We start from the raw sequence: 23,385 nt of genomic DNA, 5'->3' as shown, positions 1-23,385 counted from the left end.
AAAGGGTGGTTGGCGCCGAGTGACTGAGCATATCCCGGTCCTTCTGGCCGAGGTGCTGGAGGGTCTGGCGATACGGCCCGACGGTCTCTACATCGATGCGACCTTCGGCCGGGGCGGTCACAGCGCGGCAATTCTGGAAAAACTGGGTCCCGTCGGGAGGCTGCTGGCGATAGACCGGGACGAAGAGGCCATCGCCGCCGGACGGGAACGGTTTTCGGAAGACAAGCGGTTTCGTATCGAACGGGGGAATTTCTCGGATCTCGGGACTATCGCGGTCAGGCACGGCTTCGGTGGCACGACCGACGGGATTCTCTTCGATCTGGGGGTTTCCTCGCCACAGCTGGACGACGCGGAGCGCGGCTTCAGCTTCAGACAGGACGGTCCGCTGGACATGCGGATGGACAGGCAGGAAGGCCCGAGTGCAGGCGACTGGCTGAACCAGGTATCGGAGCGCGAGTTGCGAGAGGTGTTGAAAACCTACGGCGAGGAACGGCAGGCGACGCGCATCGCCCGGGCCGTGCTCCGTGCGCGGGAGGAGGCCCCGCTCGCCACCACGGGCCAGCTCGCCGGGATCGTCGAGTCGGTGCTCGGAAGGCGCAAGCCCGGCGAGCGGCATCCCGCTACCAAGACCTTCCAGGCGATCCGCATCTATCTCAACCGGGAGCTCGAGTCGATCACCGAGGCGCTGTCGCAGGTGCGCGAGGTCCTGGCACCCGGCGGGCGGCTCGCCGTGATCAGCTTCCACTCGCTGGAGGACCGCATCGTGAAGCGCTTCATGCGCGAGGCCTCGCTGGACGACGCCCGCTACCGGGGCCTGCCGGAGGTGCCGCCCGCGGCGCGGGCCTGGCTCCGCCTGGTGGGCAAGCCGCTGACGCCGGTGGCGGAGGAAGCGGATGCGAACCCCCGCGCCCGCAGCGCGCGGCTGCGCGTGGCGGAGAAGGTGGCATGAGCCGGCAGCCGATGAAGGCGCTGCCGGCCACGGTGCCCCTCAGTCTAACGCTTGTGCTCGCCCTCGCGTGCGTGGCCTCGGCGATGGCGATTATTCACACCCGCCAGGAGTCGCGAGAGCTGTTCGTGCAGTTGCAGGAGCTCAGCGGCGAGCGGGACGCGCTGAACATCGAATGGGGCAGGCTGCAGATCGAGCAGAGCGCCTATGCCACCCACGCCCGGGTGGAGCGCATCGCGCGCCGCGATCTGGAGCTCGAGCGGCCGCAGACCAGTGACATCTACATCGTGAAACCGGAATGAAGAAGGGAGCGCGCAAGAAAGAGCAGGCGGTGCGGCGGTTCCGCAACCGCAGTGCACTGGTGCTCGGCTTCTTCGCCCTGACGGCCGCGGCGCTGGTGGCGCGCGCCGTCGACCTGCAGGTGCTGAGCAACGACTTCCTGGCGCGGGAGGCCGATGCGCGGCACCTGCGCACGGCAAAGATCTCCGCCCATCGCGGCACCATCACCGACCGCAACGGCGAGCCGCTGGCGGTGTCCACGCCGGTGGACAGCATCTGGGCGAACCCGGGCCAGCTGGCCCCCGCCGCCGACGACGTGCCGAAGCTGGCCAGCCTGCTCGACCTGGACCCCGAGCAGCTCATGCGCCGGCTCACCCGCAACATGGACCGGGAGTTCGTCTACCTGCGCCGCCACCTGTCTCCGGACCGGGCGGATCGGGTGCAGGCGGAGGATCTGCCCGGCGTGAACGTGCTGCGGGAATACCGGCGCTTCTATCCCGCCGGCGAGGTCACCGGCCATCTGCTCGGCTTTACCGACATCGACGATTCCGGTCAGGAGGGACTCGAGTTCGCGTTCGATCACTGGCTGGCCGGCGAGCCCGGCGCCAAGCGCGTGCTGAAGGACAACCGGGGGCGCTCCATTGAGGACGTCGAGAGCATAAGCCCGCCCCGGCACGGGCGCACGCTCGCCGCCAGCATCGACCTCACCATCCAGTATCTGGCTTACCGCGAGCTAAAGGCCGCCGTCCGCCGCCACGGCGCCGCCGCCGGCTCGATCGTGGTGCTGGACGTGGACACCGGCGAGGTGCTGGCCATGGTGAACCAGCCCGCCTACAACCCGAACGACCGCTCCCAGCTGACCGTGGAGCGCTACCGCAACCGCGCGGTCACCGACATCCTGGAGCCCGGTTCCAGCGTGAAGCCACTGGTCATGGCCGCGGCGCTCGAGAGCGGCCGCTTCCGTCCGGGCAGCGTTGTCGATACCGGACCCGGCTGGGTCGAGGTGGGCGCGAAGCGCATCGAGGATACCGAGAATCTGGGCCCGATCGACCTCACGACGGTACTGGCGCGTTCCAGCAACGTGGGCATCACGAAGATCGCGATGTCGCTGGAGCCGGAGCAGCTCTGGCAGGCCCTGTCGGGATTCGGCATCGGCAGCCTCACTTCCTGCGGCTTTCCCGGCGAGTCGGCGGGACTGCTGAGCCACTACAACCACTGGCGGCCGATCAGTCAGGCGACGCTGGCCTACGGCTACGGCCTGTCGGTGACGCCGCTGCAGCTCGCGCGGGCCTACGCCGTGATCGGCAGCGGCGGCCTGATGCGCCCGGTGTCGCTGCTGAAGCTGGACGAGCCGCCCCCGGCGAACCGGGTCATCGCGAAGTCCACCGCACGGCAGGTGCTGGGGATGATGGAACAGGTGGTGCTGCCCGGAGGCACGGGCACGCGGGCGGACGTGCCGGGATACCGCATCGCCGGCAAGACCGGCACGGCGCGGAAGTTCGCGGCGGGAGGCTATTCCGAGGACCGCTATCTCGCCATCTTCGCCGGCCTCGCGCCGGCCAGCGACCCGCGGCTCGCCGTGGTGGTTGTGATCGACGAACCGACGGGCGACGCCTACTACGGCGGCCAGGTGTCCGCGCCGGTGTTCGCCCGGGTGACCTCGGAAGCGCTGCGCCTGCTGGCCGTGCCGCCGGACGACCTGCCGGTGCGCGAGCCCGGCGAGGTCGTGCAGGCGATGCAGGCGGCGGGACGATGAGTGCGGTGGCAGGGGTCATGAGTCCGCCGGAGACGTCGACCAGGCCGACGACGCTGCAGGCGCTGCTGGCCGGCATCGCGCCGGCGCCGGCGGTGACCGCGGCGACTGCGGTGAACATCTCGGATATCACGCTGGACAGCCGCCGCGTGGTGCCGGGCGGCGTGTTCTTCGCGCTGCAGGGAACGGCGGGTCACGGCTTCGACTACCTGCCGCAGGCGCTCGCGGCCGGCGCCGTCGCGGTGATCTACGAGCCTGCGCCCGGTGTCGCGGCGCCGGAGGGGCTGGCCGTCCCCGCCGTCCCGGTGCCGGGCCTGCGCCGCCATCTGGGTGCGATCGCCGACCGCTGGTTCGGCGCGCCCTCGGCGCGGATCGCCGTCTCCGGCGTGACGGGCACCAACGGCAAGACCACCGTGACCTGGCTGCTCGCCGATGCCCTGAACCGGCTGGAGCGCCCGTGTGCCTACCTGGGCACGCTCGGCGCCGGCATGCCCGACGCCCTGGAGACGGCGGCGCTGACCACGCCGGACGTGATCGAGGTGCATCGCCGTCTCGCCGGCTTCGCGGAGGCAGGCGCAGGCCATGTGAGCATCGAGGTCTCCTCCCACGCGCTGGACCAGGGCCGCATCGACGGCGTCCGCATCGCCGCGGCCGCCTTCACCAACCTGAGCCGCGACCACCTGGACTACCACGGCAGCATGGCGTCCTACGGCGAGGCCAAGGCGAAGCTGCTGGAAGTGCCGGGCCTCGAGCGCCGGGTGATCAACGCCGACGACGCCTTCGGCGCCGAACTCTGCCGCCGCCATGCGGACTCCGCGCTCGCCGTGACCCGCAGTGGCGCGACGGCTGCGCGGCGCCGCCTCGCCCTCGGCGACGTCCGGCTCGGCGCCGACGGTATCGCCTTCTCGTTCACCTCGCCCTTCGGCGACGGGAGCGTGCGGTCGCGTCTGCGCGGCGATTTCAACGTGGAGAACCTGGCCGTCGTGCTCGGACTCCTGCTGGAGACCGGTATCCCGCTGGACCAGGCTACGGCGGCGCTCCGTGCGGTCGAACCGCCGCCGGGCCGGCTGCAGGTGGTGGGCGAGGGTCGTCTGCTGGTGGTCGTCGACTATGCGCATACCCCGGACGCCCTCGCCGCGGCCATCGCGGCGCTGCGGCCGCACTGCGACGGCGAGCTTTGGTGCGTGTTCGGCTGCGGCGGCGAGCGGGATCCGGGCAAGCGCCCGCTGATGGCCCGCGCGGCCGCGGCTGCCGAGCGGGTGGTCGTAACCAGCGACAACCCGCGCGGCGAAGACCCCGATGCGATCATCGCGCAAATCATGGGCGGGGCGCCGTCGGGTGGTGCGACAGAGGGCAGGTTCCGCGTCGTCGCCGATCGCCGGGATGCCATCGCCATGGCGGTGCGCGAGGCGGCGCCCGCGGACTGCGTCCTGATCGCGGGGCGCGGTCACGAACGTTTCCAGATCACCGCCTCCGGCCCCCGCCCGCTGAGCGACGCGGCCGAGGCCCACGCGGCGCTGGCCGGGAGGTCGGCATGAGCGCCGGCACGCTGCGCGAGACGGCGGAGATAGTGGGCGGAGAGCTCGTCGGCGAGAACCGCCCCTGGGCGGGCGTGAGCACCGACACCCGCCGCCTGGCCGAGGGCGAGCTGTTCTTCGCGCTCACCGGCCCGAACTTCGACGGCAACGACTACGTGCCGACGGCGGCGGAGGGCGGCGCGGCCGGCGCCGTGGTCTCCCGGCTCACCGACGTGGCGCTGCCCCAGGTGCGCGTACCGGACACCCGTATGGCACTCGGCCGTCTGGGCGCCGAATGGCGCAGCCGCCACGGGGCCACCGTCATCGGTATCACCGGCAGCAACGGCAAGACCACGGTGAAGGAACTCGTCGCGGCCTGTCTGGGCGAAGCGGCGCTCGCGACCCGCGGCAACCTGAATAACGAGATCGGACTGCCGCTGATGCTGCTCGAACTCGAGCCGGACCACGAGTACGGTGTGTTCGAGATGGGCTGCAGCCGCCCCGGCGACATCGCGTGGCTGGCCGGGCTCGCCCGTCCCGACATCGGCGTGGTCACCAATGCCGGGCCCGCTCACCTGGAGGGGCTCGGCAGCATCGAAGGGGTGGCCCGCACGAAGGGCGAGCTGTTCCAGGCGCTGGGGCCGGAAGCCACCGCGGTGATCAACGCCGACGATCCCTGGTGCGGGCTGTGGGAGGCCATGGCCGGCCCGGCGCAGGTGGTGACCTTCGGCATCCGTAACGTCGCGGACGTGAGCGCGAGCGACGTCCGGCCGACGGCGCAGGGCAGCCGGTTCCTGCTGGCCGCCGGCGACGAGTCGGTCGAGGTCGAACTGCCCCTGCCGGGCGAGCACAACGTCATGAACGCGTGTTGCGCGGCGGCGGCCGCCATGGCGGCCGGCGTGCCGCTGCACCGGACCGCCGCGCGCCTGGCCGCAGCCCGCCACGTGAGCGGGCGGATGACCCGCCGGACGGCGCCCGGCGGCGCGGTGATCTGGGACGACACCTACAACGCCAACCCCACCTCGCTCGCAGCCGGCGCGCGTGCGGTGGTCGCCGGCGGCGGACGGGCCTGGGCGGTCGTCGGCGACATGCTGGAACTGGGCGAAGAGACGGCAGCCATTCACGAGGCGGCCGGGGCCGATCTGCGCAGCGCCGGCATCGAGCGGGTGTACTGCCTCGGCGAGCTGGCGCGCCACGTCGCCGAGGGCTTCGGCAGCGGCGCGCGCTGGTTCGGCACCGCCGACGAACTCGTTGCGGCGCTGCGCGGCGATCTCACGGCGGAAGTCGGCGTGCTGGTGAAGGGCTCCCGCGGGATGCGCATGGAGCGTATCGCCGACGCCCTCGTGAATGCGGAGCCGGACGCGGCTGCAGGCGGGGAGGGCTGACGTGCTGCTCTGGCTCACCGAATACCTGACCCGCTTCGAAACGGGCTTCAACGTCTTCAGCTATCTGACGATGCGCGCGATCCTGGGCGCGCTCACGGCGCTCGTTATCTGCTTCGTGGTGGGCCCTTACATGATCGCCCGCCTGTCGCTGCGCCAGATCGGCCAGACCGTGCGCGACGACGGCCCGGCCACGCATCTGCTGAAGGCCGGCACGCCCACCATGGGCGGCGCGCTGATCCTGATCGCCATCGCCGTCAGCACGCTGCTCTGGGCGGATCTCTCCAACCGGTTCGTGTGGGTGGTGCTGCTGGTCACTCTCGCGTTCGGCGGTATCGGCTTCGTGGACGACTACAAGAAGCTGATCCTGAAGGACCCCACCGGCCTGGCGCCGCGCTTCAAGCTGCTGTGGCAGTCCGTGTTCGCCGTCGGCGCCGCCGTGTTCCTGTACGTGACCGCCGTGGATCCGGTGGAAACCTCACTGCTGATCCCCTTCCTGAAGGACGTCGCGATCCCGCTCGGTGCGGCGCAGATGTTGGTCACCTATTTCTACATTGTCGGTTTCAGCAATGCGGTCAACCTCACCGACGGGCTCGACGGCCTCGCCATCATGCCGTCGGTGCTGGTCGGCGGCGCGCTGGGCGTGTTCGCCTACGTGACCGGCAACGTGAATTTCTCCCAGTATCTGGGCATCCCCTACGTCGCCGGCACCGGAGAGATCCTGGTGTTCTGCGCGGCGCTGGCCGGCGCGGGTCTCGGCTTCCTCTGGTTCAACACCTACCCGGCGCAGGTGTTCATGGGCGACATCGGCGCGCTGGCACTGGGTGCCGCGCTCGGCACGGTCGCCGTCGTCACCCGCCAGGAGCTGATCCTGGCGGTGATGGGTGGCGTATTCGTCGTCGAAACCGTCTCGGTCATGATGCAGGTGGTCTCCTACAAGCTCACCGGCCGGCGCATCTTTCGCATGGCACCGCTGCACCATCACTTCGAACTGAAGGGGTGGGCGGAGCCGAAAGTCATCGTCCGGTTCTGGATCATCACCGTGGTGCTGGTCCTGATCGGCCTGTCGAGTCTGAAGATCCGATGATGGGCTACGCCGACAGCAAACCGCTCTACGCGCGGGACGAGGCCAGCGGCAGCGGCAGCGCGGTGGCCACGCTCGTGCTCGGCGCGGGCGCCACAGGACAATCGGTGGCACGCTGGCTGGCCCGCCGGGGCCTCACCGCGCGCTTCGCCGACAGCCGCCCGGCGCCGGCCGGGGCCGAGGTGCTGCGCTCGGTACTGCCCCGGGCCGAGATCCACACCGGCTCGTTCGACACCGCGCTGCTGCAGGGCGTGGACCGGCTGGTCGTCTCGCCCGGCATCCGGGACTCCGAGCCCCTGCTCGAAGCCGCCCGCGAGCGCGGCCTGCCGGTGCTCTCCGACATCGATCTGTTCGTGCAGGAGGCCGAGGCGCCCATCGCCGCGGTGACCGGTTCCAACGGCAAGAGCACGGTGGTTTCCCTGCTGGCCGCCCTGTGCGAGGGCGCCGGCGTGAAGGCGCTGGCCGGCGGCAATCTCGGAACCCCGGCGCTGGACCTGCTGGACGAGCCCCGGCCCGACTACTACGTGCTGGAGCTCTCCAGCTTCCAGCTGCAGCGCACGGCCCGGCTGCCGGCGCGGGTGGCGACGGTGCTGAACCTGAGCGCCGACCATCTGGACTGGCACGGCTCCATGGACGCCTACGCCCGCGCCAAGTACCGCATCTACCGCGATGCCGACATTGCCGTGATCAACCGGGCGGAAGCGCCGCCCGCCGGCATCGAACTGCCGGAGCGGCGTATCAGCTTCGGCGACGACGCCCCGCCCGCGGGCCAGTACGGCCTGCGCGAGGCCGCCGACGAGTGGTGGCTGGCACGCGGCGACGAAGAGCTGCTGCCGGCCGGCGCGCTGCATCTGTGCGGCCGGCACAATTGGCTGAATACCCTGGCGGCGCTGGCCCTCGGCGAGGGTCTCGGGCTCGACATGGACGCCATGGTGGACGCCGCCATCGAGTTCCGCGGTCTGCCCCACCGCAGCGAATTCATTGCCGAGCGGGACGGGGTCACCTGGATCAACGATTCCAAGGGCACCAACGTGGGCGCGGCCGTGGCCGCGGTGCAGGGCATCGAGACGCCCGTCGTGCTTATCGCCGGGGGCGACGCCAAGGGCGCCCGTTTCGATGCCCTGGCGGAGGCGCTGCGCGGACGGCTGCGCGCCGCCGTGCTGATCGGCCGGGACGCGCCGCGGCTCGCCGAGACGCTGGGCCCGGTGGGGCCGGTGGAGACGGCGGACGACATGGAGAGTGCCGTGGCCCGGGCGGCGGCGCTCGCCGAGCGGGGGGATACGGTCGTGCTGGCGCCCGCCTGTGCCAGCCTGGACATGTACGCGGATTACCGTGCGCGGGGCGATGCGTTCCGCGCCGCGGTGGAGGGGCTCGACCCATGAGCGCCGCCAGTTCCGCAGCCCTGCCGTTCCCGGTGCGCCTGATGCCGCAGCCTTCGCTGGATCCGGTGCTGGTGGCGCTGACGTCCACGCTGCTGCTCGGCGGTCTGGTCGTGCTCGCTTCGGCGTCCATCGCGGTGGCGGACGGCGGCGAGGTCGGCAGTTTCGCGTTCGTCTGGCGTCAGCTGCTGGCCATCGGCGTGGGTCTCGGCGCGGCGCTGTTCATGCTGTGCGTGCCGACGACGGTCTGGCAGCGCTGCGGTTTCCTGCTGGTGCTGCTGGCGCTGGCGCTGCTCGCCGTGGTGCTGATCCCGGGCGTCGGCCACGCGGTGAACGGCTCCACCCGCTGGCTGCGCGTGGGCAGCATCACCATCCAGGTGTCCGAGCCCGCCCGGCTGGCGGTCATCCTGTACCTGGCCGGCTATATCGTCCGCCGCGGCCAGGATCTCAGCAGCCGCTTCGTCGGCTTCCTGAAGCCGATGGTGGTGATCAGCTTTGCCGCGGTGCTGCTGCTCGCGGAGCCCGATTTCGGTGCGGCCACGGTGCTGGTCGCCACCGCGCTGGCAATGCTGTTCATCGGCGGCGCGCGTCTGCGTGACTTCCTGGTGTTCTTCGCTGCGGCCGTTGCCGCGCTGGCCGCGCTGGCGGTCACCTCGCCTTACCGCATGCGACGCCTCACCGCGTTCCTGAACCCCTGGGAGGATCCCTACGACAGCGGTTTCCAGCTCACCCAGTCGCTGATCGCCATCGGCCGAGGCGAATGGTTCGGCGTGGGCCTCGGGGCGAGCGTGCAGAAGATGTTCTACCTGCCGGAGGCGCACACCGATTTCGTCTTCGCGGTGTTCGCCGAGGAGTTCGGCCTGCTGGGCGCGCTGGTACTGATCGGCCTGTTCCTCGCTCTGGTCTGGCGCATCCTCGGTCTCGCCAGGAAGCTGGCCGAAGCCGGGCAGTGGTTCCAGGCCTACGCCGTATTCGGCTTCGGCATCTGGCTGGGGCTGCAGGCGTTCATCAACATCGGCGTGAACATGGGACTGCTGCCGACCAAGGGGCTGCCGCTGCCGCTGGTGAGCTACGGTCGCAGCAGCCTGATCGTCACGCTGGCCGGCATCGGCTTCGTGCTCAGGGCGTGTCACGAACTGACGGCCGCGCCGGTCAGCACCGGCCGCGGCCGGCGGCGCAAGAGGGCTTCGTCATGAGCGCGCGGCCCATCCTGATCATGGCAGGCGGCACCGGCGGCCACGTTTATCCGGCGCTGGCGGTCGCGGACGCCCTGCGCGAGCGTGCCCGCGAGGTGGTGTGGCTGGGCACCCGCCGGGGGCTCGAGGCGCGGGTGGTGCCCGCGGCCGGCATCGAGATCGAGTGGATCGGCATCTCCGGCCTGCGCGGTAAGGGCCTCGCGACCCGGCTGCTGGCGCCGTTCCGCCTTGCCGTCGCGCTGGTGCAGTCCCTCGTCGTCATGATACGGCGGCGGCCCGCCGCGGTGCTCGGCATGGGCGGCTTCGTCAGCGGCCCCGGCGGCGTCGCGGCGTGGCTGACCCGCCGGCCGCTGATCATCCACGAACAGAACGCGGTCCCGGGACTGACGAACCGACTTCTGGCTGGGTTAGCCCGGGTTGTGCTGCAAGCCTTCCCGGGCAGCTTTTCCAGCCGCATTCCGGCGCAGACGGTGGGTAATCCGGTGCGCCGCGACATCGCCGCACTGCCGCCGCCCGCCGAGCGCCTGCGCGGCCGCGCAGGCCCCCTGCGGTTGCTGGTGCTGGGCGGGAGCCAGGGCGCCCTGGCGCTGAACCGCCTGCTGCCATCCGCCGTCGCCGCGCTGCCCTCCGGCATCCGGCCGGAGGTGCGGCATCAGGCCGGCGAGCGGACCCTGGAGGCCGCCCGGGAGGCGTATCGGGTCGCGGGGGTGGATGCCGAGATCGCCCCGTTCATCGAGGACATGGCCGCGGCCTACGCCTGGGCCGACCTGGTGGTCTGCCGGGCCGGCGCGCTGACGGTCTCCGAAGTGGCGATGGCGGGGCTGCCTGCCGTGTTCATCCCGTTCCCGGCGGCGGTGGACGACCACCAGACCGCCAACGCCGCGGTGCTCGTGGAGGCGGGAGCGGCGCTTATCGTGCAGGAGCGCGAGCTCACGCCGGAGCGCCTGGCCGTCGCCATCGAGGAGCTGGGCGGCGACAGGGAGGCACTGCTCGCGCGGGCGGAGCGCGCCCGCGCGACGGCAGCGCCCCGGGCGCTCGCGACGATCACCGAACTCTGCCTCGCCGCGGCAGGAGGTGCCCGATGATCGATCGCATGCGCAGGGTCCACCTCATCCACTTCGTGGGCATCGGCGGCACGGGCATGAGCGGCATCGCCGAGGTGCTGCTGAACCAAAGCTACCAGGTGCGCGGCTCGGACCTGCGCGCCAACGCCGTCACCCGCCGCCTGGAGCGCCTGGGCGCGGACGTGCGTATCGGCCACGACCCGGCCAACGTGGAAGGGGCGGACGTGGTGGTGATCTCCAGCGCCGTGACGCCGGACAACCCGGAGGTGCTGGCGGCCCAGGAGCGCCGCTGCCCAGTGGTGCAGCGCGCCGAGATGCTGGGCGAGCTGATGCGTTTCAGCCGCCGCTCGATCGCAGTGGCCGGCACCCATGGCAAGACGACCACCACCAGCCTGATCGCGAGCGTGCTCGCCGAGGGCGGTCTCGACCCCACCTTCGTCATCGGCGGCCGCCTGAAGAGCGCGGACGCCAACGCGCGGCTCGGCGCGGGCGACTACCTGGTGGCCGAGGCAGACGAGAGCGACGCCTCGTTCCTGCACCTGCAGCCGATGATGGCGGTGGTCACGAACATCGACGCCGATCACATGGAGACCTACGAGGGCGACCTGCGGCGTCTGCATCAGAGCTTCGTCGCCTTCCTGCACAACCTGCCGTTCTACGGCGTCGCCTTCGTCTGCCTGGACGACGAGGGCGTGCGCGGCATCCTGCCCGACATCGGTCGCGCGGCGGTGACCTACGGCACGGCGGAGGACGCGGACGTCCGCGCTACCAATATCCATTTCGACGAAGCCGGCAGTCGCTTCCGGGTCAGCCGGCCCGGCGATGCGCCGGACTTGGACGTGCGCCTGTCTCTGCCCGGCACGCACAACGTGCTGAACGCCCTGGCCGCGATTGCGGTGGCGCAGGACCTGGAAGTGGCCGACGACGCCGTGCTGGCGGCGCTGGCCGGTTTCGAGGGGATCGACCGCCGCTTCCAGGTGCACGACGGCGTCGCGACTCGCGCGGGCCGCGTCACGCTGGTGGACGACTACGGCCACCACCCCACCGAGGTGGCCGCGACGCTGGAGGCCGCGCGCCAGCGCTGGCCGTCGCGGCGGCTCGTGCTCGTCTTCCAGCCCCATCGCTACACCCGCACCCGGGATTTGCTGGACGACTTCGCCGACGTGCTGTCCCGGGTCGACGCGCTGCTGCTGCTCGAGGTCTACGCCGCCGGCGAGGTCCCGATTGCGGGCGCCGACGGCCGCGCGATCGCACGGGCGGTACGCAGCCGCGGCGCCGTCGAGCCCGTGTTCCTGGAGGATCTCGGCCGGCTGGCCGAGGTGCTGCCGGACATGCTCCGCGACGGCGACGTCGTGCTCACCATGGGCGCCGGCGACATCGGCGCGGAGGCCGCCGCCCTGCCGGAGAAGCTGGCCGAGGGGCGCCTGAGGAGCGTGAAGCCATGAACGCCGGGACGATGAGACAACAGCCGGCCGGCGATCTGCGCCGTGACGAGCCCATGTCCCGTCACACCTCCTGGCGGGTCGGCGGGCCGGCGGACCTGTACTTCCGGCCGGCCGGCGTGGACGACCTCGCCGCCTTCCTGCGCGAGCTCGACCCGGCGACTCCGGTGCACTGGGTCGGTCTCGGCAGCAACCTGCTGGTGCGCGACGGTGGCATCCGCGGCGTGGTCATCGCCACGACCGGGCTTCTGTCCGCGCTCGAACGCGAAGGCGAGACCGGCGTGCGCGCGGAGGCCGGCGTGCCCTGCACCCGGCTTGCGCGGCGCTGTGCCCGCTGGGGTCTCGGCCCCAGCGCCTGGTTCTCCGGCATACCGGGCACGGTCGGCGGCGCGCTCACGATGAACGCCGGCGCCTTCGGCGGCGAGACCTGGGACTGCGTCGTGCGCGTCGAGACCCTGTCCCGGCGCGGCGAGCTGCGCGGGCGCACGCCGGAGGACTACGAGATCGGCTACCGCAGCGTGCGCGGCCCCGCGGACGAATGGTTCATCGCGGCGCACTTCCACTTCGAGCCCGAGAGCGAGGCGACCATCGAGCGCCTGAACGAGCTGGTGGAACGGCGCAAGTCCACCCAGCCGATCGGCCTGCCGAGCTGCGGCTCCGTGTTCCGCAACCCGCCCGGCGATCACGCCGCCCGGCTGATCGAGGTCGCCGGGCTGAAGGGCCGGCGCATCGGTGGCGCCGTGGTCTCGGAGAAGCACGCGAATTTCATCATCAACGACGGCGGCGCCACGGCCGCCGACATCGAGGCGCTGATCGACCTCGTGCAGGCCACGGTCGAGCGCGAGCACGGCGTGAAGCTGCGCCACGAGGTCCGCATCGTGGGGGAGGCCGCATGAGCGCCGCGGACGTGGTCAGGACCGTGCAGGACGCCGCCGCCTTCGGCCGGGTGGCCGTGATGTACGGCGGCTCCTCGAGCGAGCGTGAGGTGTCGCTGCGCAGCGGCGGCGCCGTGCTGGCGGCGCTCCGCGAGGCGGGCGTGGACGCGGCCGCGTGGGATCCGGCGGAGCACCGCTTCGCCGATTTCCTGACGGCGGGATTCGACAGGGTCTGCATCGCCCTGCACGGCCCGGGCGGCGAGGACGGCACGCTGCAGGGAGCGCTGGAGTGGGCCGGCATCCCCTACACGGGCAGCGGCGTGATGGCCTCCGCGCTGGCCATGGACAAGGTGCGCAGCAAGATGCTGTTCTCGGCCGCCGGCCTGGCGACGCCGCCCTGGCGGACGGTGCGCAGCGAGGCCGGGCTGGAGCAGGCGCTCGCCGCCCTCGACCTGCCGCTGATCGTCAAGCCCGCAGGGCAGGGCTCGAGCGTCGGCATGCGCCGCGTGGAGAGCCGGGCCGAACTCGCGGCCGCGTGGGCCGCGGCGGCGGACTACGACGACGAGGTGATCGTCGAGGAATGGGTGGACGGCGAGGAGTTCACGGTGGCCGTGCTGCAGGGGGCCGCGCTGCCGTCCATCCGCATCGAGACGCCGCGGGTCTTCTACGACTACGCGGCCAAGTACGAGTCCGGCGACACCCGCTATCACTGTCCCGGCACCGACGAGCCGGCCCTCGAGCAGGACCTGCATCGCCAGGCGCTGGCCGCCTTCCGGGCGCTGGGCTGCAGCGGCTGGGGCCGGGTGGACTTCATGTTGGGGGCCGACCGCGTGCCCCAGCTGCTCGAGATCAACACCGTGCCCGGCATGACCGGCCAGAGCCTGGTGCCCATGGCCGCCGCCGGGGCGGACATCGACTTCTCCACGCTGTGCTGGCGCATCCTCGAGACGAGTATGGCCGAGCTGCCGGCCGTGGAGACACGGAGGTCTGCCAATGGCGCGTAAGCAGGCGAAGCGCAGAAAGGCGCCGCGGCAGAAGCCGGCCGTGCAGCTGAAGCTGCCGCAGATACCCGTGACCGGGATCCTGACGGCGCTGTGCGCGCTGGCGCTGATCGGTGCCACCTATCAGGTGAGTGCGCTGGCCCTCGACCGGCCGATCCGTGCCGTCACCATCGATGCGCCTTTCCAGCGGGTGACCGAGGCCCGCATCGAGGAGGCCATCGCCGAAGGGCTGCGGGACGGTTTCCTGAGTGCCGATCTCGGCGCGATGCGGCGCCGGCTCGAGGCGCTGGCCTGGGTGGACGCGGCCACCGTGCGGCGCGAGTGGCCGGACGAACTCAGGGTGGCGGTGAGCGAGCAGGTGCCTGCGGCGCGCTGGGGCGAGAGCGGACTGCTGAACGTGCGCGGCGAGCTGTTCCTCACAGAAGCGCGCCACATCCCGGCGGAGCTGCCCCGGCTGTCAGGGCCCGAGGGCAGCGCGGCTGAGGTGGCTGCCCGCTATCTCGCGGTGCGCGGTCCGCTGATCGAGGCGGGCCTGGATCTGGCCGCCGTCCGGCTCGACGCCCGCGGCGCCTGGCAGCTGACGCTCACCAACGGCATCCAGGTCCGGCTCGGCCGCAGGGCGGTGGACGAGCGCCTGGCGCTGTTTCTGGAGACGGTCGTCGACATGGTCGCGGCCAGGGAGGGAGACATCTCACATATCGACATGCGCTACTCGAACGGTTTCTCCATCGGCTGGAAGGAAGCGGCCTGGGCGAGCCGGGATTCGGACGGCTCGCCCGTCGTGGCGGCCAGGGGAGCGGGCTAGATGTCCAGGAAGGCGGACAAGAACCTCATCGTCGGACTGGATATCGGCACCTCGAAAGTGGTGGCGATAGTGGGCGAGCTGTCGGAGGCCGGCGAGATTGAGGTGATCGGCATCGGCTCGCATCCCTCCCGCGGCCTGAAGAAAGGCGTGGTGGTGAACATCGAGTCGACCGTGCACTCGATCCAGCGCGCCATCGAGGAGGCTGAGCTGATGGCCGGCTGCGACATCCACTCGGTGTACACGGGCATCGCCGGCAGCCATGTGCGCAGCCTGAATTCTCACGGCATCGTCGCCATCCGGGACAAGGAAGTGAGCCCGAGCGACGTGGAGCGGGTCATCGACGCCGCGCGGGCGGTGGCCATCCCGGCCGATCAGAAGATCCTCCACATCCTGCCGCAGGAATTCATCATCGACAGCCAGGAGGGCATCCGCGAGCCGGTGGGCATGTCCGGAGTCCGCCTGGAGGCGAAGGTGCACATGGTGACGGGCGCGGAGAGCGCGGCCCAGAACATCGTCAAGTGCGTGCAGCGCTGCGGCCTGGAGGTGGACGACATCGTCCTCGAGCAGCTCGCCTCCAGCTATTCGGTGCTGACCGAGGACGAGAAGGAACTCGGCGCGGCCATCGTCGATATCGGCGGCGGCACCACCGATATCGCGGTCTTCCTGGGCGGTGCCATCCAGCACACGGCGGTCATCCCCATCGCAGGGGACCAGGTCACCAACGACATCGCGGTCTCGATGCGTACGCCCACGCAGTACGCCGAGGACATCAAGATCAAATACGCCTGCGCGCTGTCCCAGCTCGCCAACCCGGACGAGACCATCGAGGTGCCCAGCGTCGGCGACCGGCCGCCGCGGCGGCTCGCCCGCCAGACCCTGGCCGAGGTGGTGGAGCCCCGCTACGAGGAGCTGTTCACGCTGGTGCGTGACGAGCTCAGGCGCAGCGGCTTCGAGGAGCTGATCGCCGCCGGCATCGTCGTGACCGGCGGCAGCGCGAAGATGGAGGGTGCCGTGGAGCTGGCCGAGGAGGTCTTCCACATGCCCGTCCGGCTCGGCATCCCCCAGTACGTGAAGGGCCTGTCGGACGTGGTGCGCAACCCGATACACGCCACCGGCGTCGGGCTGCTGCTGTACGGCTACGAGAACCTGACCCGGCAGGAGAACGAGGTCCCGATGGGGGGCGGATTGAAAGAGGTGCTGGCGCGCATGCGTGCGTGGTTCCAGAGCCATTTCTAGAGAGCGGATGCCGGCGGTGATGCCGTCGGCTGAAGGTACTGAGAGCAACGACATTGGAATGTTGAGAGCGGAGGAAGCGACATGTTCGAACTGATGGATGCATACAGCCAGAGCGCGGTCATCAAGGTGATCGGCGTGGGTGGCGGCGGCGGCAACGCCGTCGCGCACATGGTGGAGGCCGGCATCGAAGGGGTGGATTTCATCTGCGCCAATACCGATGCCCAGGCGCTGAAGAATGCCGAGGTGCGCACCGCGCTGCAGATCGGCTGCAATATCACGAAAGGGCTCGGCGCCGGCGCCAACCCGGACGTGGGCCGCCAGGCGGCCATGGAGGACAGGGACCGGATCCAGGAGGTGATCGAGGGCGCCGACATGCTCTTCATCACCGCCGGGATGGGCGGCGGCACGGGCACGGGCGCCGGCCCGGTGGTGGCCCAGGTGGCAAGGGAGCTCGGCATCCTGACCGTGGCCGTGGTCACGAAGCCGTTCGGCATGGAAGGCTCGAAGCGGATGAAGATCGCCGACCAGGGTATCGCCGAGCTGGGCAAATACGTGGATTCGCTGATCACGATCCCGAACGAGAAACTGCTGACCGTGCTCGGCGGCGAGACCACCCTGCTGGACGCGTTCCGCGCGGCCAACCAGGTACTGCAGGGCGCCGTGCAGGGCATCGCCGAGCTGATCACCCGGCCCGGCCTCATCAACGTCGACTTCGCCGACGTGCGCACGGTGATGGCCGAGATGGGCATGGCGATGATGGGCTCCGGCGCGGCTTCGGGCGAGGATCGTGCACGGGAAGCGGCCGAGGCCGCCGTCTCGAGCCCGCTGCTCGAGGACATCAACCTGGCCGGCGCGAACGGCATCCTGGTGAACGTCACGGCGGGCATGGATCTGTCCATCGGCGAATTCCAGGAAGTGGGCAACACCATCAAGGAATTCGCCTCCGACGACGCCACCGTGGTCGTCGGCACGGTGATCGATCCCGACATGAGCAACACGATACGGGTGACCGTCGTGGCCACCGGACTCGGCCAGCCGGCCATGGCCGCCGGCACGCCCATGCGGGTGGTGCGCCGGTCCGGGTCCGCACGTGCGGAACCGAATTACGGCGAACTCGAGAAGCCGACGGTGCAGCGCAAGCGTGCCGTCGGCGACGGCATCAGCGACCTGGGGCTGCAGGAGGACCTGCTGGATATCCCGGCGTTCCTGCGCCGCCAGGCCGACTGACCGCTGCCGCCTCCGCTCGGCCGGGGCGACCCACGGAAGGGGTCGCCCCGGCCTTTTTTCTTGCACTGCAAAAAAACGCTGTGATATCGTTATCTGTTGACGCGTGAAGCAACGGTCGTAACTGCCTGAAATCCGGTGTCTTTGCCGGTGTGTTTTCAGGGCATTCGCCGTTGCTTTTGCGCAACATGTGCGTTGTGACGCGGTGGATGAACCGCGGTCAGCGCAGACTGCAATCAGTGAATATTCGTGATCCGGCGGTGCTTTCCGCGGGATTGTCATTACTAACGGCCGTGCCTGGGAGAGAGCAGGGCCGCGTCGGGAAATGTAGCCATGCTGCAACAGAGAACGCTGAAAACGGCCATCCGCGCGACCGGAGTCGGCCTGCATTCGGGCCGCAAGGTCTACATGACGCTGCGCCCGGCCGCACCGAACAGCGGTATTGTCTTCCGCCGGACCGACTTGGAACCGCCGGTCGAGATCCGTGCCGAAGCGCACCGGGTGGGCGAGACGATGCTCGGCACGACGCTGGTCGATGGCGACGTGCGCGTGGCGACGGTCGAGCACCTGATGTCGGCGCTGGCCGGTCTCGGCATAGACAACTGCTACGTCGATCTGAGCGCGCCGGAAGTGCCCATCATGGACGGCAGCGCGGGCCCGTTCGTCTTCCTGCTGCAGTCTGCCGGCATCGAAGAGCAGAATGCCCCCAAGAAACTCATCCGCATCCGCAAGCCGGTGCGCATCGAGCAGGACGACAAGTGGGTGGAATTCCGGCCGTTCAACGGTTTCAAGGTAAACCTCGAGATCGCCTTCGATCATCCGGTTTTCAAGAAGCATGCCCAGCGGGCTTCCATCGACTTCTCCACGACGTCTTTCCTCCGCGAGGTGAGTCGGGCGCGGACGTTCGGCTTCATGCGCGACATCGAGACGCTGCGGGCGAACAACCTGACGCTGGGCGGCAGCATGGACAACGCCATCGTGCTGGACGACTACCGCATCCTGAACGAGGACGGCCTGCGTTACGACGATGAGTTCGTCAAACACAAGATTCTTGACGCCATCGGCGACCTTTATCTGCTGGGCCACAGCCTGATCGGTGAGTTCAGCGGCTATCGTTCCGGCCACGAGCTGAACAACCTGCTGCTGCGGCGCCTGCTCGAGGACGAGACGGCCTGGCAGGCGGTCACCTTCGATGATCGCCGCAAGGCGCCGATTTCCTACGCGAGCCCGGTATTCGCCTGAGCGGCTACTCTTCTTCGCGCCCGGGGCGTACCAGCACGCTCACCGACTCGGCGGTGACGCCGTAGCGGCGGGCCGCTGCCAGCGCCTCGTCCGCGGCGAAACGCAGACGCGCCGCCCACGCCGACGACTCGGTGACCAGCACCAGCGTGCCGTCGTCCCGCCGCGCGGCGGAGACCAGATGGGCGCGCGCGTCCTCGGACAGGGCGGCCCGCACGGCCGCGGTGAGGGTCTCCATGGCCCGGGCGCGCTCGACGATGCCGGCGAGCGGACTGTCGGGCCGGGAGAGCAGATTGCCGAGCTTCTTCTCGTTCATGGCTTCCCTGGATGTTAACCGCCTCACAGATTGACCCTGAAGGACCCCTCCGGCGGATGCAATTCCTTGAACTGCCGGCCTGCATTATGCATATTGACGGTCTCGAAAAGGGCAAACCCGGTGTGAGCCGGGGACGCAAAGCTTCCGGTCCGCGGGTCCCGAGCCCCGGACAGCGGGGTTGCCGGGATGACGATCAGACTGAAGCCGACATTGCTGCACAAGCCGGGCAGTCACGCCAGAGCAGGCGGTTTCGTCGGTCACAGGTCGGAACAAGAGCGACCAACAATTCCCGGTCGGTGGTGTTATTGGAACGGCTTTTCGGACCGGGATCCGACTCGTAATCGGGACTGCAATCGATGAATCTCGTCATATTCAGCCGCCGCCGCACGGGCGTGCGCCAGATCGACCTCGGCGCGCCCCTCACCCTCGTCATGGCAGGCACCATCGTCGGTGTCTTCGCGGCAGCCGTCTTCGGCAGCGGTTACTTCTTCGCACGCCAGCACGGCACCCAGGCGGACACGGCCGAGTTGCGCGCCATGTCCGAGCAACTGGCGGAGCAGCGGCGCGAGATCGAGGCGGCCCGGCGCGAGACGGAAGAAACACTGGACGCGCTGGCCATTCGTCTCGGGCAGATGAACGCCCACGTCATCCGGCTGGATGCCCTCGGGCGCCGTCTTACGGAGATGGCCGAGCTGCAGGACGGCGAATTCGACTTCGAGTCCCCGCCCGCCATCGGCGGTCCGGAGGAGCCCGAAGAGCTGGGCGGCGGCGGTGTCGCAGAGATCCTGACCTCGCTGGACGAGCTCTCCCAGCAGCTGAGCGATCGGGAAAAGCAGCTCGGCGTCCTTGAAAGTGTGCTCCTCACCCGCAATCTCAACGAGCAGATCAGGCCGGAAGGGCGGCCCGTGAAGTCGGGCTGGCTGTCGTCCTACTACGGGCGGCGTACCGACCCGTTCACCGGCAAGCAGGCGTGGCACAAGGGCGTGGACTTCGCCGGCAAGGCCGGCGCGGAGATCGTCGCCGTCGGCGCCGGCGTGGTGACCTACTCGGGCAAGCGTTATGGCTACGGCCAGATGGTGGAGATCGACCACGGCGACGGCTACGTGACCCGTTACGCGCACAACGCCGAGAACTTCGTGAATGTGGGTGATGAAGTCAGGAAAGGACAGATTATTGCGCACATGGGAGCGACCGGTCGGGCGACCGGCCCCAACCTGCATTTCGAAGTCCTCTACGAGGGCAAGTCGGTCAATCCGCTCAAGTACATCCGCGCCAGCGGCAGCTGAGCCCCCGACGCCAGCCCTTTTTAGACGCGGCGCACCCGCTGCCTTTAGAATAGCCCTTTTCGGGCTAACCCCAATCGGGCTAACCCCAATCGGGCTAACCCCAATCGAGCGCCGCCGCCGCGACGGCCGACGGCGCTCTTTCGCGTATCAGAGCGCGTTTCAGGACGGATAACCCAGTGGCATTTCTCACAAAGATATTCGGCAGTCGCAACGAGCGTCTGGTCAAGTCGTATTCGAAGCTCGTCAAGGCCATCAACGCGCTGGAAGACGAATACCGCAGCAAGAGCGACGAGGAACTCGCGGCCATGACGCCGGCGTTCCGCGAACGACTCGCCAATGGCGAGCAGCTGGACAGCCTCATCCCCGAGGCCTTCGCCGCCGTGCGCGAGGCGGCCGGCCGCACCGTGGGCATGCGCCACTTCGACGTGCAGCTGATCGGCGGCCTGGTGCTGCACGAGGGCAAGATCGCCGAGATGAAGACCGGCGAGGGCAAGACCCTGGTCGCGACCCTGCCCGCGTATCTCAACGCGCTCACCGGCGAAGGCGTGCACATCGTCACGGTGAATGAATACCTGGCCAGCCGTGACGCGGCTTGGATGGGCCCCGTGTACAACTTCCTCGGGCTCGAGGTGGGCGTGATCCGCAGCGGCCAGTCGCCGGCGGAAAAGCGTGAAGCCTACGGCGCGGACATCACCTACGCGACCAACAACGAACTCGGCTTCGACTACCTGCGCGACAACCTGGCGTTCTCGACCGAGGACCGGGCGCAGCGCAAGCTCGCCTACGGCATCGTCGACGAGGTGGACTCCATCCTCATCGACGAGGCGCGCACGCCGCTGATCATCTCCGGCCCCTCCGAGGAGCGCACCGAGCTCTACGAGAAAATCAACAAGCTGGTGCCGAAGCTCGTGAAGCAGGAGGAGGAAGAAGGGCCGGGCGACTACATGCCGGACGAGAAGACCAAGCAGGTCTATCTCACCGAAGAGGGCCATCAGCACGTCGAGGAGTTGATGACGAAGGCGGGGCTGATACAGCCCGGTGAGAGCCTCTACGATGCCGGCAACATCAAGCTCATGCATCACCTGATGGCGGCGCTGCGTGCGCACGCCATGTACCAGCGCGACGTGGACTACATCGTCAAGGACGGCGAGATCGTCATCGTGGACGAGTTCACCGGCCGCACGATGCCGGGCCGGCGCTGGTCCGACGGCCTGCACCAGGCGGTGGAGGCCAAGGAAGGCGTGCGGGTGAAGGAAGAGAACCAGACCATCGCGTCGATCACCTTCCAGAACTTCTTTCGCATGTACCAGAAGCTCGCCGGCATGACGGGCACGGCGGACACCGAGGCCTTCGAGTTCCAGTCCATCTACGGCCTCGAGGTGGTAGTGATCCCGACCCATCGGCCGATGGTCCGCGCGGATCATCCGGATCTCGTGTTCCTGAACCAGAACGACAAGTTCGAGGCCATCATCGAGGACATCGTCGACTGCCGGGAGCGGGGTCAGCCGGTGCTGGTGGGCACCACCTCCATCGAGAACTCGGAGCTCCTGTCCGGCCTGCTGAAGAAGAAGCAGATCCCGCATCAGGTGCTGAACGCGAAGCAGCACGAGCGCGAGGCGAAGGTGGTGGAGGACGCCGGGCGTCCCGGCACCATTACCATCGCCACCAACATGGCCGGCCGCGGTACGGACATCGTGCTGGGCGGCAACAGGGACGCCGAACTCGCCGAAATGGGCGAGGATGCCACGGACGAGCAGCGCGAGGCCGTGATCGCGGAGTGGCAGAAGCGGCACGACCAGGTGCTGGAGGCCGGCGGCCTGCATATCGTCGGCACCGAGCGCCACGAGTCGCGGCGCATCGACAACCAGCTGCGCGGCCGTTCCGGCCGCCAGGGCGATCCGGGTTCGAGCCGCTTCTACCTGTCCATGGAAGACAGCCTGATGCGCATCTTCGGCGATCCCAACCGCACGAAGAGCCTGCTGCAGCGCGTGGGCATGCGTGACGGCGAGGCCATCGAGAGCGGACTGTTGTCGCGCCAGATCGAGAAGGCCCAGCGTAAGGTGGAGGCGCACAACTTCGACATCCGCAAGTCGCTGCTGGAGTACGACGACGTCGCCAACGACCAGCGCAAGGTCGTCTACCACCAGCGCTCGGAACTCATGGAAGCCGATGACGTCGCCGAGTCCGTGGAGAATATCCGCGACGAGGTCGTGGAGACGGCGGTGCAGGAGTTCATCCCGCGGGGCAGCGTCGAGGAGCAGTGGGACCCGGAGGGTCTGCAGCAGGCGTTGCGCGCCGACTTCGGGCTCGACCTGCCCGTCGCCGAGTGGCTGGAGAAAGAGAAGACCCTGAACGCGGATCAACTCTGCGACCGCATCGTCGAGTTCGCGAAGGACTATTACGAGCAGAAGGTCGCCGAGATCGGCGAGCCCATCATGCGGGGCTTCGAGAAGCAGGTCATGCTCTCCCAGCTGGATCTGCACTGGAAGGAGCACCTGGCGGCCATGGATTACCTGCGTCAGGGCATCCACCTGCGGGGCTACGCCCAGAAGAACCCGAAGCAGGAATACAAGCGCGAGGCCTTCGAGATGTTCGGGCAGATGCTCGAGCAGGTGAAGCACGACACCATCAGCATCCTGATGCGGGTGCGGCTGCGCAGCCAGGAAGAGGTGGAGCGCATGGAGGCCGAGCAGCGGGCCAAGAAGGCCATGGAGTTCCAGCACGCCCAGTCCTCGGCGCTGGCCTCCGGCGCCACGGCAGCGACGGCGTCTGCTGCTGCGGCCGAGGCGGTGGCAGGCGGCGGCGGAGGCGGTGCGGCCGCCGAGCCGGTGCAGCCGTTCGTGCGAGAGGGCCGCAAGATCGGGCGCAACGAGCCCTGCCCCTGCGGCAGCGGGAAGAAATACAAGCAGTGCCACGGCCGGCTGTCGTGACCGACGCACCCCGTCCCCGCCTGCAGGTGGTGGCGGGGATCCTCCGCGACAATGACGGCCGCATCCTGATCAGCAGGCGTCAGCCCGGCAAGCATGGCGCCGGCCGCTGGGAATTCCCCGGTGGCAAGATCGCCCCGGGCGAGGAACCGCTGGCCGCCCTGCGGCGGGAACTGGCGGAGGAGATCGGCATCGAGGTGCTCGGGGCCAGCCCCTTCATGGCGCTGGAGCACGACTACCCCGAACGCAGCGTGGCGCTCGACTTCCATCTGGTGACCGGCTGGCGCGGCCGCGTGCAGGCGCTCGAGCGGCAGGAACTCGCCTGGGCTAACCCTGCGGAGTTATTCGACTACGACATGCTGGAGGCCGATGCGCCGGTGCTGGAGGCGCTGCAGCGGGACAAGGTGGGGTAATTTCGGCCGGGTTCGGCCAGA

Annotated in this window: 20 protein-coding genes and 1 riboswitch; of the genes, 19 read left to right on the top strand and 1 reads right to left on the bottom strand. The window is 69.5% G+C overall.

Going from position 1 to position 23,385, the window contains the following annotated elements; genetic code table 11:
- Nucleotides 1-19: 19 nt before the first annotated feature.
- The 16 genes from rsmH (at nucleotide 20) to lpxC (ending at nucleotide 18,425) form a co-directional block, all read left to right on the top strand.
- Entirely contained in the window at nucleotides 20-949 is a 930-nt protein-coding gene (gene rsmH, locus ACJMKZ_RS05110) for a 16S rRNA (cytosine(1402)-N(4))-methyltransferase RsmH (RefSeq protein ID WP_405232116.1), read from the top strand.
- The gene (ftsL, locus tag ACJMKZ_RS05105) at nucleotides 946-1,248 is read left to right on the top strand and encodes a cell division protein FtsL (protein ID WP_405232115.1); all 303 of its coding nucleotides are present in this window, start codon (nucleotides 946-948) and stop codon (nucleotides 1,246-1,248) included. The genes rsmH and ftsL overlap by 4 nt, the downstream gene beginning before the upstream one ends.
- Nucleotides 1,245-2,981: a peptidoglycan D,D-transpeptidase FtsI family protein gene (locus ACJMKZ_RS05100; protein ID WP_405232114.1), complete on the top strand. Its 1,737-nt coding sequence runs from the start codon at nucleotides 1,245-1,247 to the stop codon at nucleotides 2,979-2,981. The genes ftsL and ACJMKZ_RS05100 overlap by 4 nt, the downstream gene beginning before the upstream one ends.
- On the top strand, nucleotides 2,978-4,516 hold the full coding sequence (locus tag ACJMKZ_RS05095) for a UDP-N-acetylmuramoyl-L-alanyl-D-glutamate--2,6-diaminopimelate ligase (RefSeq protein ID WP_405232113.1): 1,539 nt from the start codon (nucleotides 2,978-2,980) through the stop codon (nucleotides 4,514-4,516). Before ACJMKZ_RS05100 ends, ACJMKZ_RS05095 begins: the two co-directional genes overlap by 4 nt.
- Nucleotides 4,513-5,880 (top strand): UDP-N-acetylmuramoyl-tripeptide--D-alanyl-D-alanine ligase, encoded by a 1,368-nt coding sequence (locus ACJMKZ_RS05090; RefSeq protein ID WP_405232112.1) that lies wholly within the window; start codon nucleotides 4,513-4,515, stop codon nucleotides 5,878-5,880. The genes ACJMKZ_RS05095 and ACJMKZ_RS05090 overlap by 4 nt, the downstream gene beginning before the upstream one ends.
- 1 nt (nucleotide 5,881) lies before the next feature.
- Nucleotides 5,882-6,964, top strand: coding sequence for a phospho-N-acetylmuramoyl-pentapeptide-transferase (gene mraY / locus ACJMKZ_RS05085; RefSeq protein WP_405232111.1), 1,083 nt, complete (start codon nucleotides 5,882-5,884; stop codon nucleotides 6,962-6,964).
- Nucleotides 6,961-8,343 carry a UDP-N-acetylmuramoyl-L-alanine--D-glutamate ligase gene (gene murD / locus ACJMKZ_RS05080; protein ID WP_405232110.1) on the top strand — a complete coding sequence of 461 codons (1,383 nt, stop codon included), beginning with the start codon at nucleotides 6,961-6,963 and terminating at the stop codon, nucleotides 8,341-8,343. The genes mraY and murD overlap by 4 nt, the downstream gene beginning before the upstream one ends.
- Entirely contained in the window at nucleotides 8,340-9,536 is a 1,197-nt protein-coding gene (gene ftsW / locus ACJMKZ_RS05075; protein ID WP_405232109.1) for a putative lipid II flippase FtsW, read from the top strand. Before murD ends, ftsW begins: the two co-directional genes overlap by 4 nt.
- The gene (gene murG, locus ACJMKZ_RS05070; protein WP_405232108.1) at nucleotides 9,533-10,621 is read left to right on the top strand and encodes an undecaprenyldiphospho-muramoylpentapeptide beta-N-acetylglucosaminyltransferase; all 1,089 of its coding nucleotides are present in this window, start codon (nucleotides 9,533-9,535) and stop codon (nucleotides 10,619-10,621) included. The genes ftsW and murG overlap by 4 nt, the downstream gene beginning before the upstream one ends.
- Complete coding sequence (murC, locus tag ACJMKZ_RS05065) at nucleotides 10,618-12,045, top strand: UDP-N-acetylmuramate--L-alanine ligase (protein ID WP_405232107.1); 1,428 nt, start codon at nucleotides 10,618-10,620, stop codon at nucleotides 12,043-12,045. Before murG ends, murC begins: the two co-directional genes overlap by 4 nt.
- Nucleotides 12,042-12,938, top strand: coding sequence for a UDP-N-acetylmuramate dehydrogenase (gene murB, locus ACJMKZ_RS05060; protein WP_405232106.1), 897 nt, complete (start codon nucleotides 12,042-12,044; stop codon nucleotides 12,936-12,938). Before murC ends, murB begins: the two co-directional genes overlap by 4 nt.
- Before the next feature lie 11 nt (nucleotides 12,939-12,949).
- The gene (locus tag ACJMKZ_RS05055) at nucleotides 12,950-13,921 is read left to right on the top strand and encodes a D-alanine--D-alanine ligase (RefSeq protein WP_405233137.1); all 972 of its coding nucleotides are present in this window, start codon (nucleotides 12,950-12,952) and stop codon (nucleotides 13,919-13,921) included.
- Nucleotides 13,911-14,723, top strand: a complete 813-nt coding sequence (locus tag ACJMKZ_RS05050; protein WP_405232105.1) for a cell division protein FtsQ/DivIB — start codon at nucleotides 13,911-13,913, stop codon at nucleotides 14,721-14,723. Before ACJMKZ_RS05055 ends, ACJMKZ_RS05050 begins: the two co-directional genes overlap by 11 nt.
- Nucleotides 14,724-15,959, top strand: coding sequence for a cell division protein FtsA (gene ftsA / locus ACJMKZ_RS05045; protein WP_405232104.1), 1,236 nt, complete (start codon nucleotides 14,724-14,726; stop codon nucleotides 15,957-15,959).
- 81 nt (nucleotides 15,960-16,040) lie between these two features.
- A complete protein-coding gene (gene ftsZ, locus ACJMKZ_RS05040) occupies nucleotides 16,041-17,186 on the top strand; it encodes a cell division protein FtsZ (RefSeq protein WP_405232103.1) in 1,146 nt (381 codons plus the stop codon).
- A 330-nt stretch (nucleotides 17,187-17,516) separates the two neighbouring features.
- The gene (gene lpxC / locus ACJMKZ_RS05035; protein WP_405232102.1) at nucleotides 17,517-18,425 is read left to right on the top strand and encodes a UDP-3-O-acyl-N-acetylglucosamine deacetylase; all 909 of its coding nucleotides are present in this window, start codon (nucleotides 17,517-17,519) and stop codon (nucleotides 18,423-18,425) included.
- A gap of 4 nt (nucleotides 18,426-18,429) precedes the next feature.
- Here the strand turns inward: lpxC and ACJMKZ_RS05030 are convergent, their stop codons facing one another.
- Nucleotides 18,430-18,738, bottom strand: a complete 309-nt coding sequence (locus ACJMKZ_RS05030) for a DciA family protein (RefSeq protein ID WP_405232101.1) — start codon at nucleotides 18,736-18,738, stop codon at nucleotides 18,430-18,432.
- Nucleotides 18,739-18,838: 100 nt separating this feature from the next.
- Nucleotides 18,839-18,924: riboswitch (cyclic di-GMP riboswitch) on the top strand.
- Between the two features lie 170 nt (nucleotides 18,925-19,094).
- Between ACJMKZ_RS05030 and ACJMKZ_RS05025 the strand changes: the two genes are divergently transcribed.
- The 3 genes from ACJMKZ_RS05025 (at nucleotide 19,095) to mutT (ending at nucleotide 23,364) form a co-directional block, all read left to right on the top strand.
- Nucleotides 19,095-20,024: a M23 family metallopeptidase gene (locus ACJMKZ_RS05025; protein WP_405232100.1), complete on the top strand. Its 930-nt coding sequence runs from the start codon at nucleotides 19,095-19,097 to the stop codon at nucleotides 20,022-20,024.
- A 176-nt stretch (nucleotides 20,025-20,200) separates the two neighbouring features.
- A complete protein-coding gene (gene secA, locus ACJMKZ_RS05020) occupies nucleotides 20,201-22,954 on the top strand; it encodes a preprotein translocase subunit SecA (protein ID WP_405232099.1) in 2,754 nt (917 codons plus the stop codon).
- Complete coding sequence (gene mutT, locus ACJMKZ_RS05015) at nucleotides 22,951-23,364, top strand: 8-oxo-dGTP diphosphatase MutT (protein ID WP_405232098.1); 414 nt, start codon at nucleotides 22,951-22,953, stop codon at nucleotides 23,362-23,364. The genes secA and mutT overlap by 4 nt, the downstream gene beginning before the upstream one ends.
- The last annotated feature ends 21 nt before the right edge of the window (nucleotides 23,365-23,385 follow it).

The organism is Lentisalinibacter salinarum (assembly GCF_040706555.1).
GTDB classification, from domain to species: Bacteria; Pseudomonadota; Gammaproteobacteria; order Steroidobacterales; family Woeseiaceae; genus Lentisalinibacter; species Lentisalinibacter salinarum.
The sequence above is the reverse complement of the archived record's forward strand: the minus strand, read 5'-3'. Positions and strand labels throughout refer to the sequence as shown.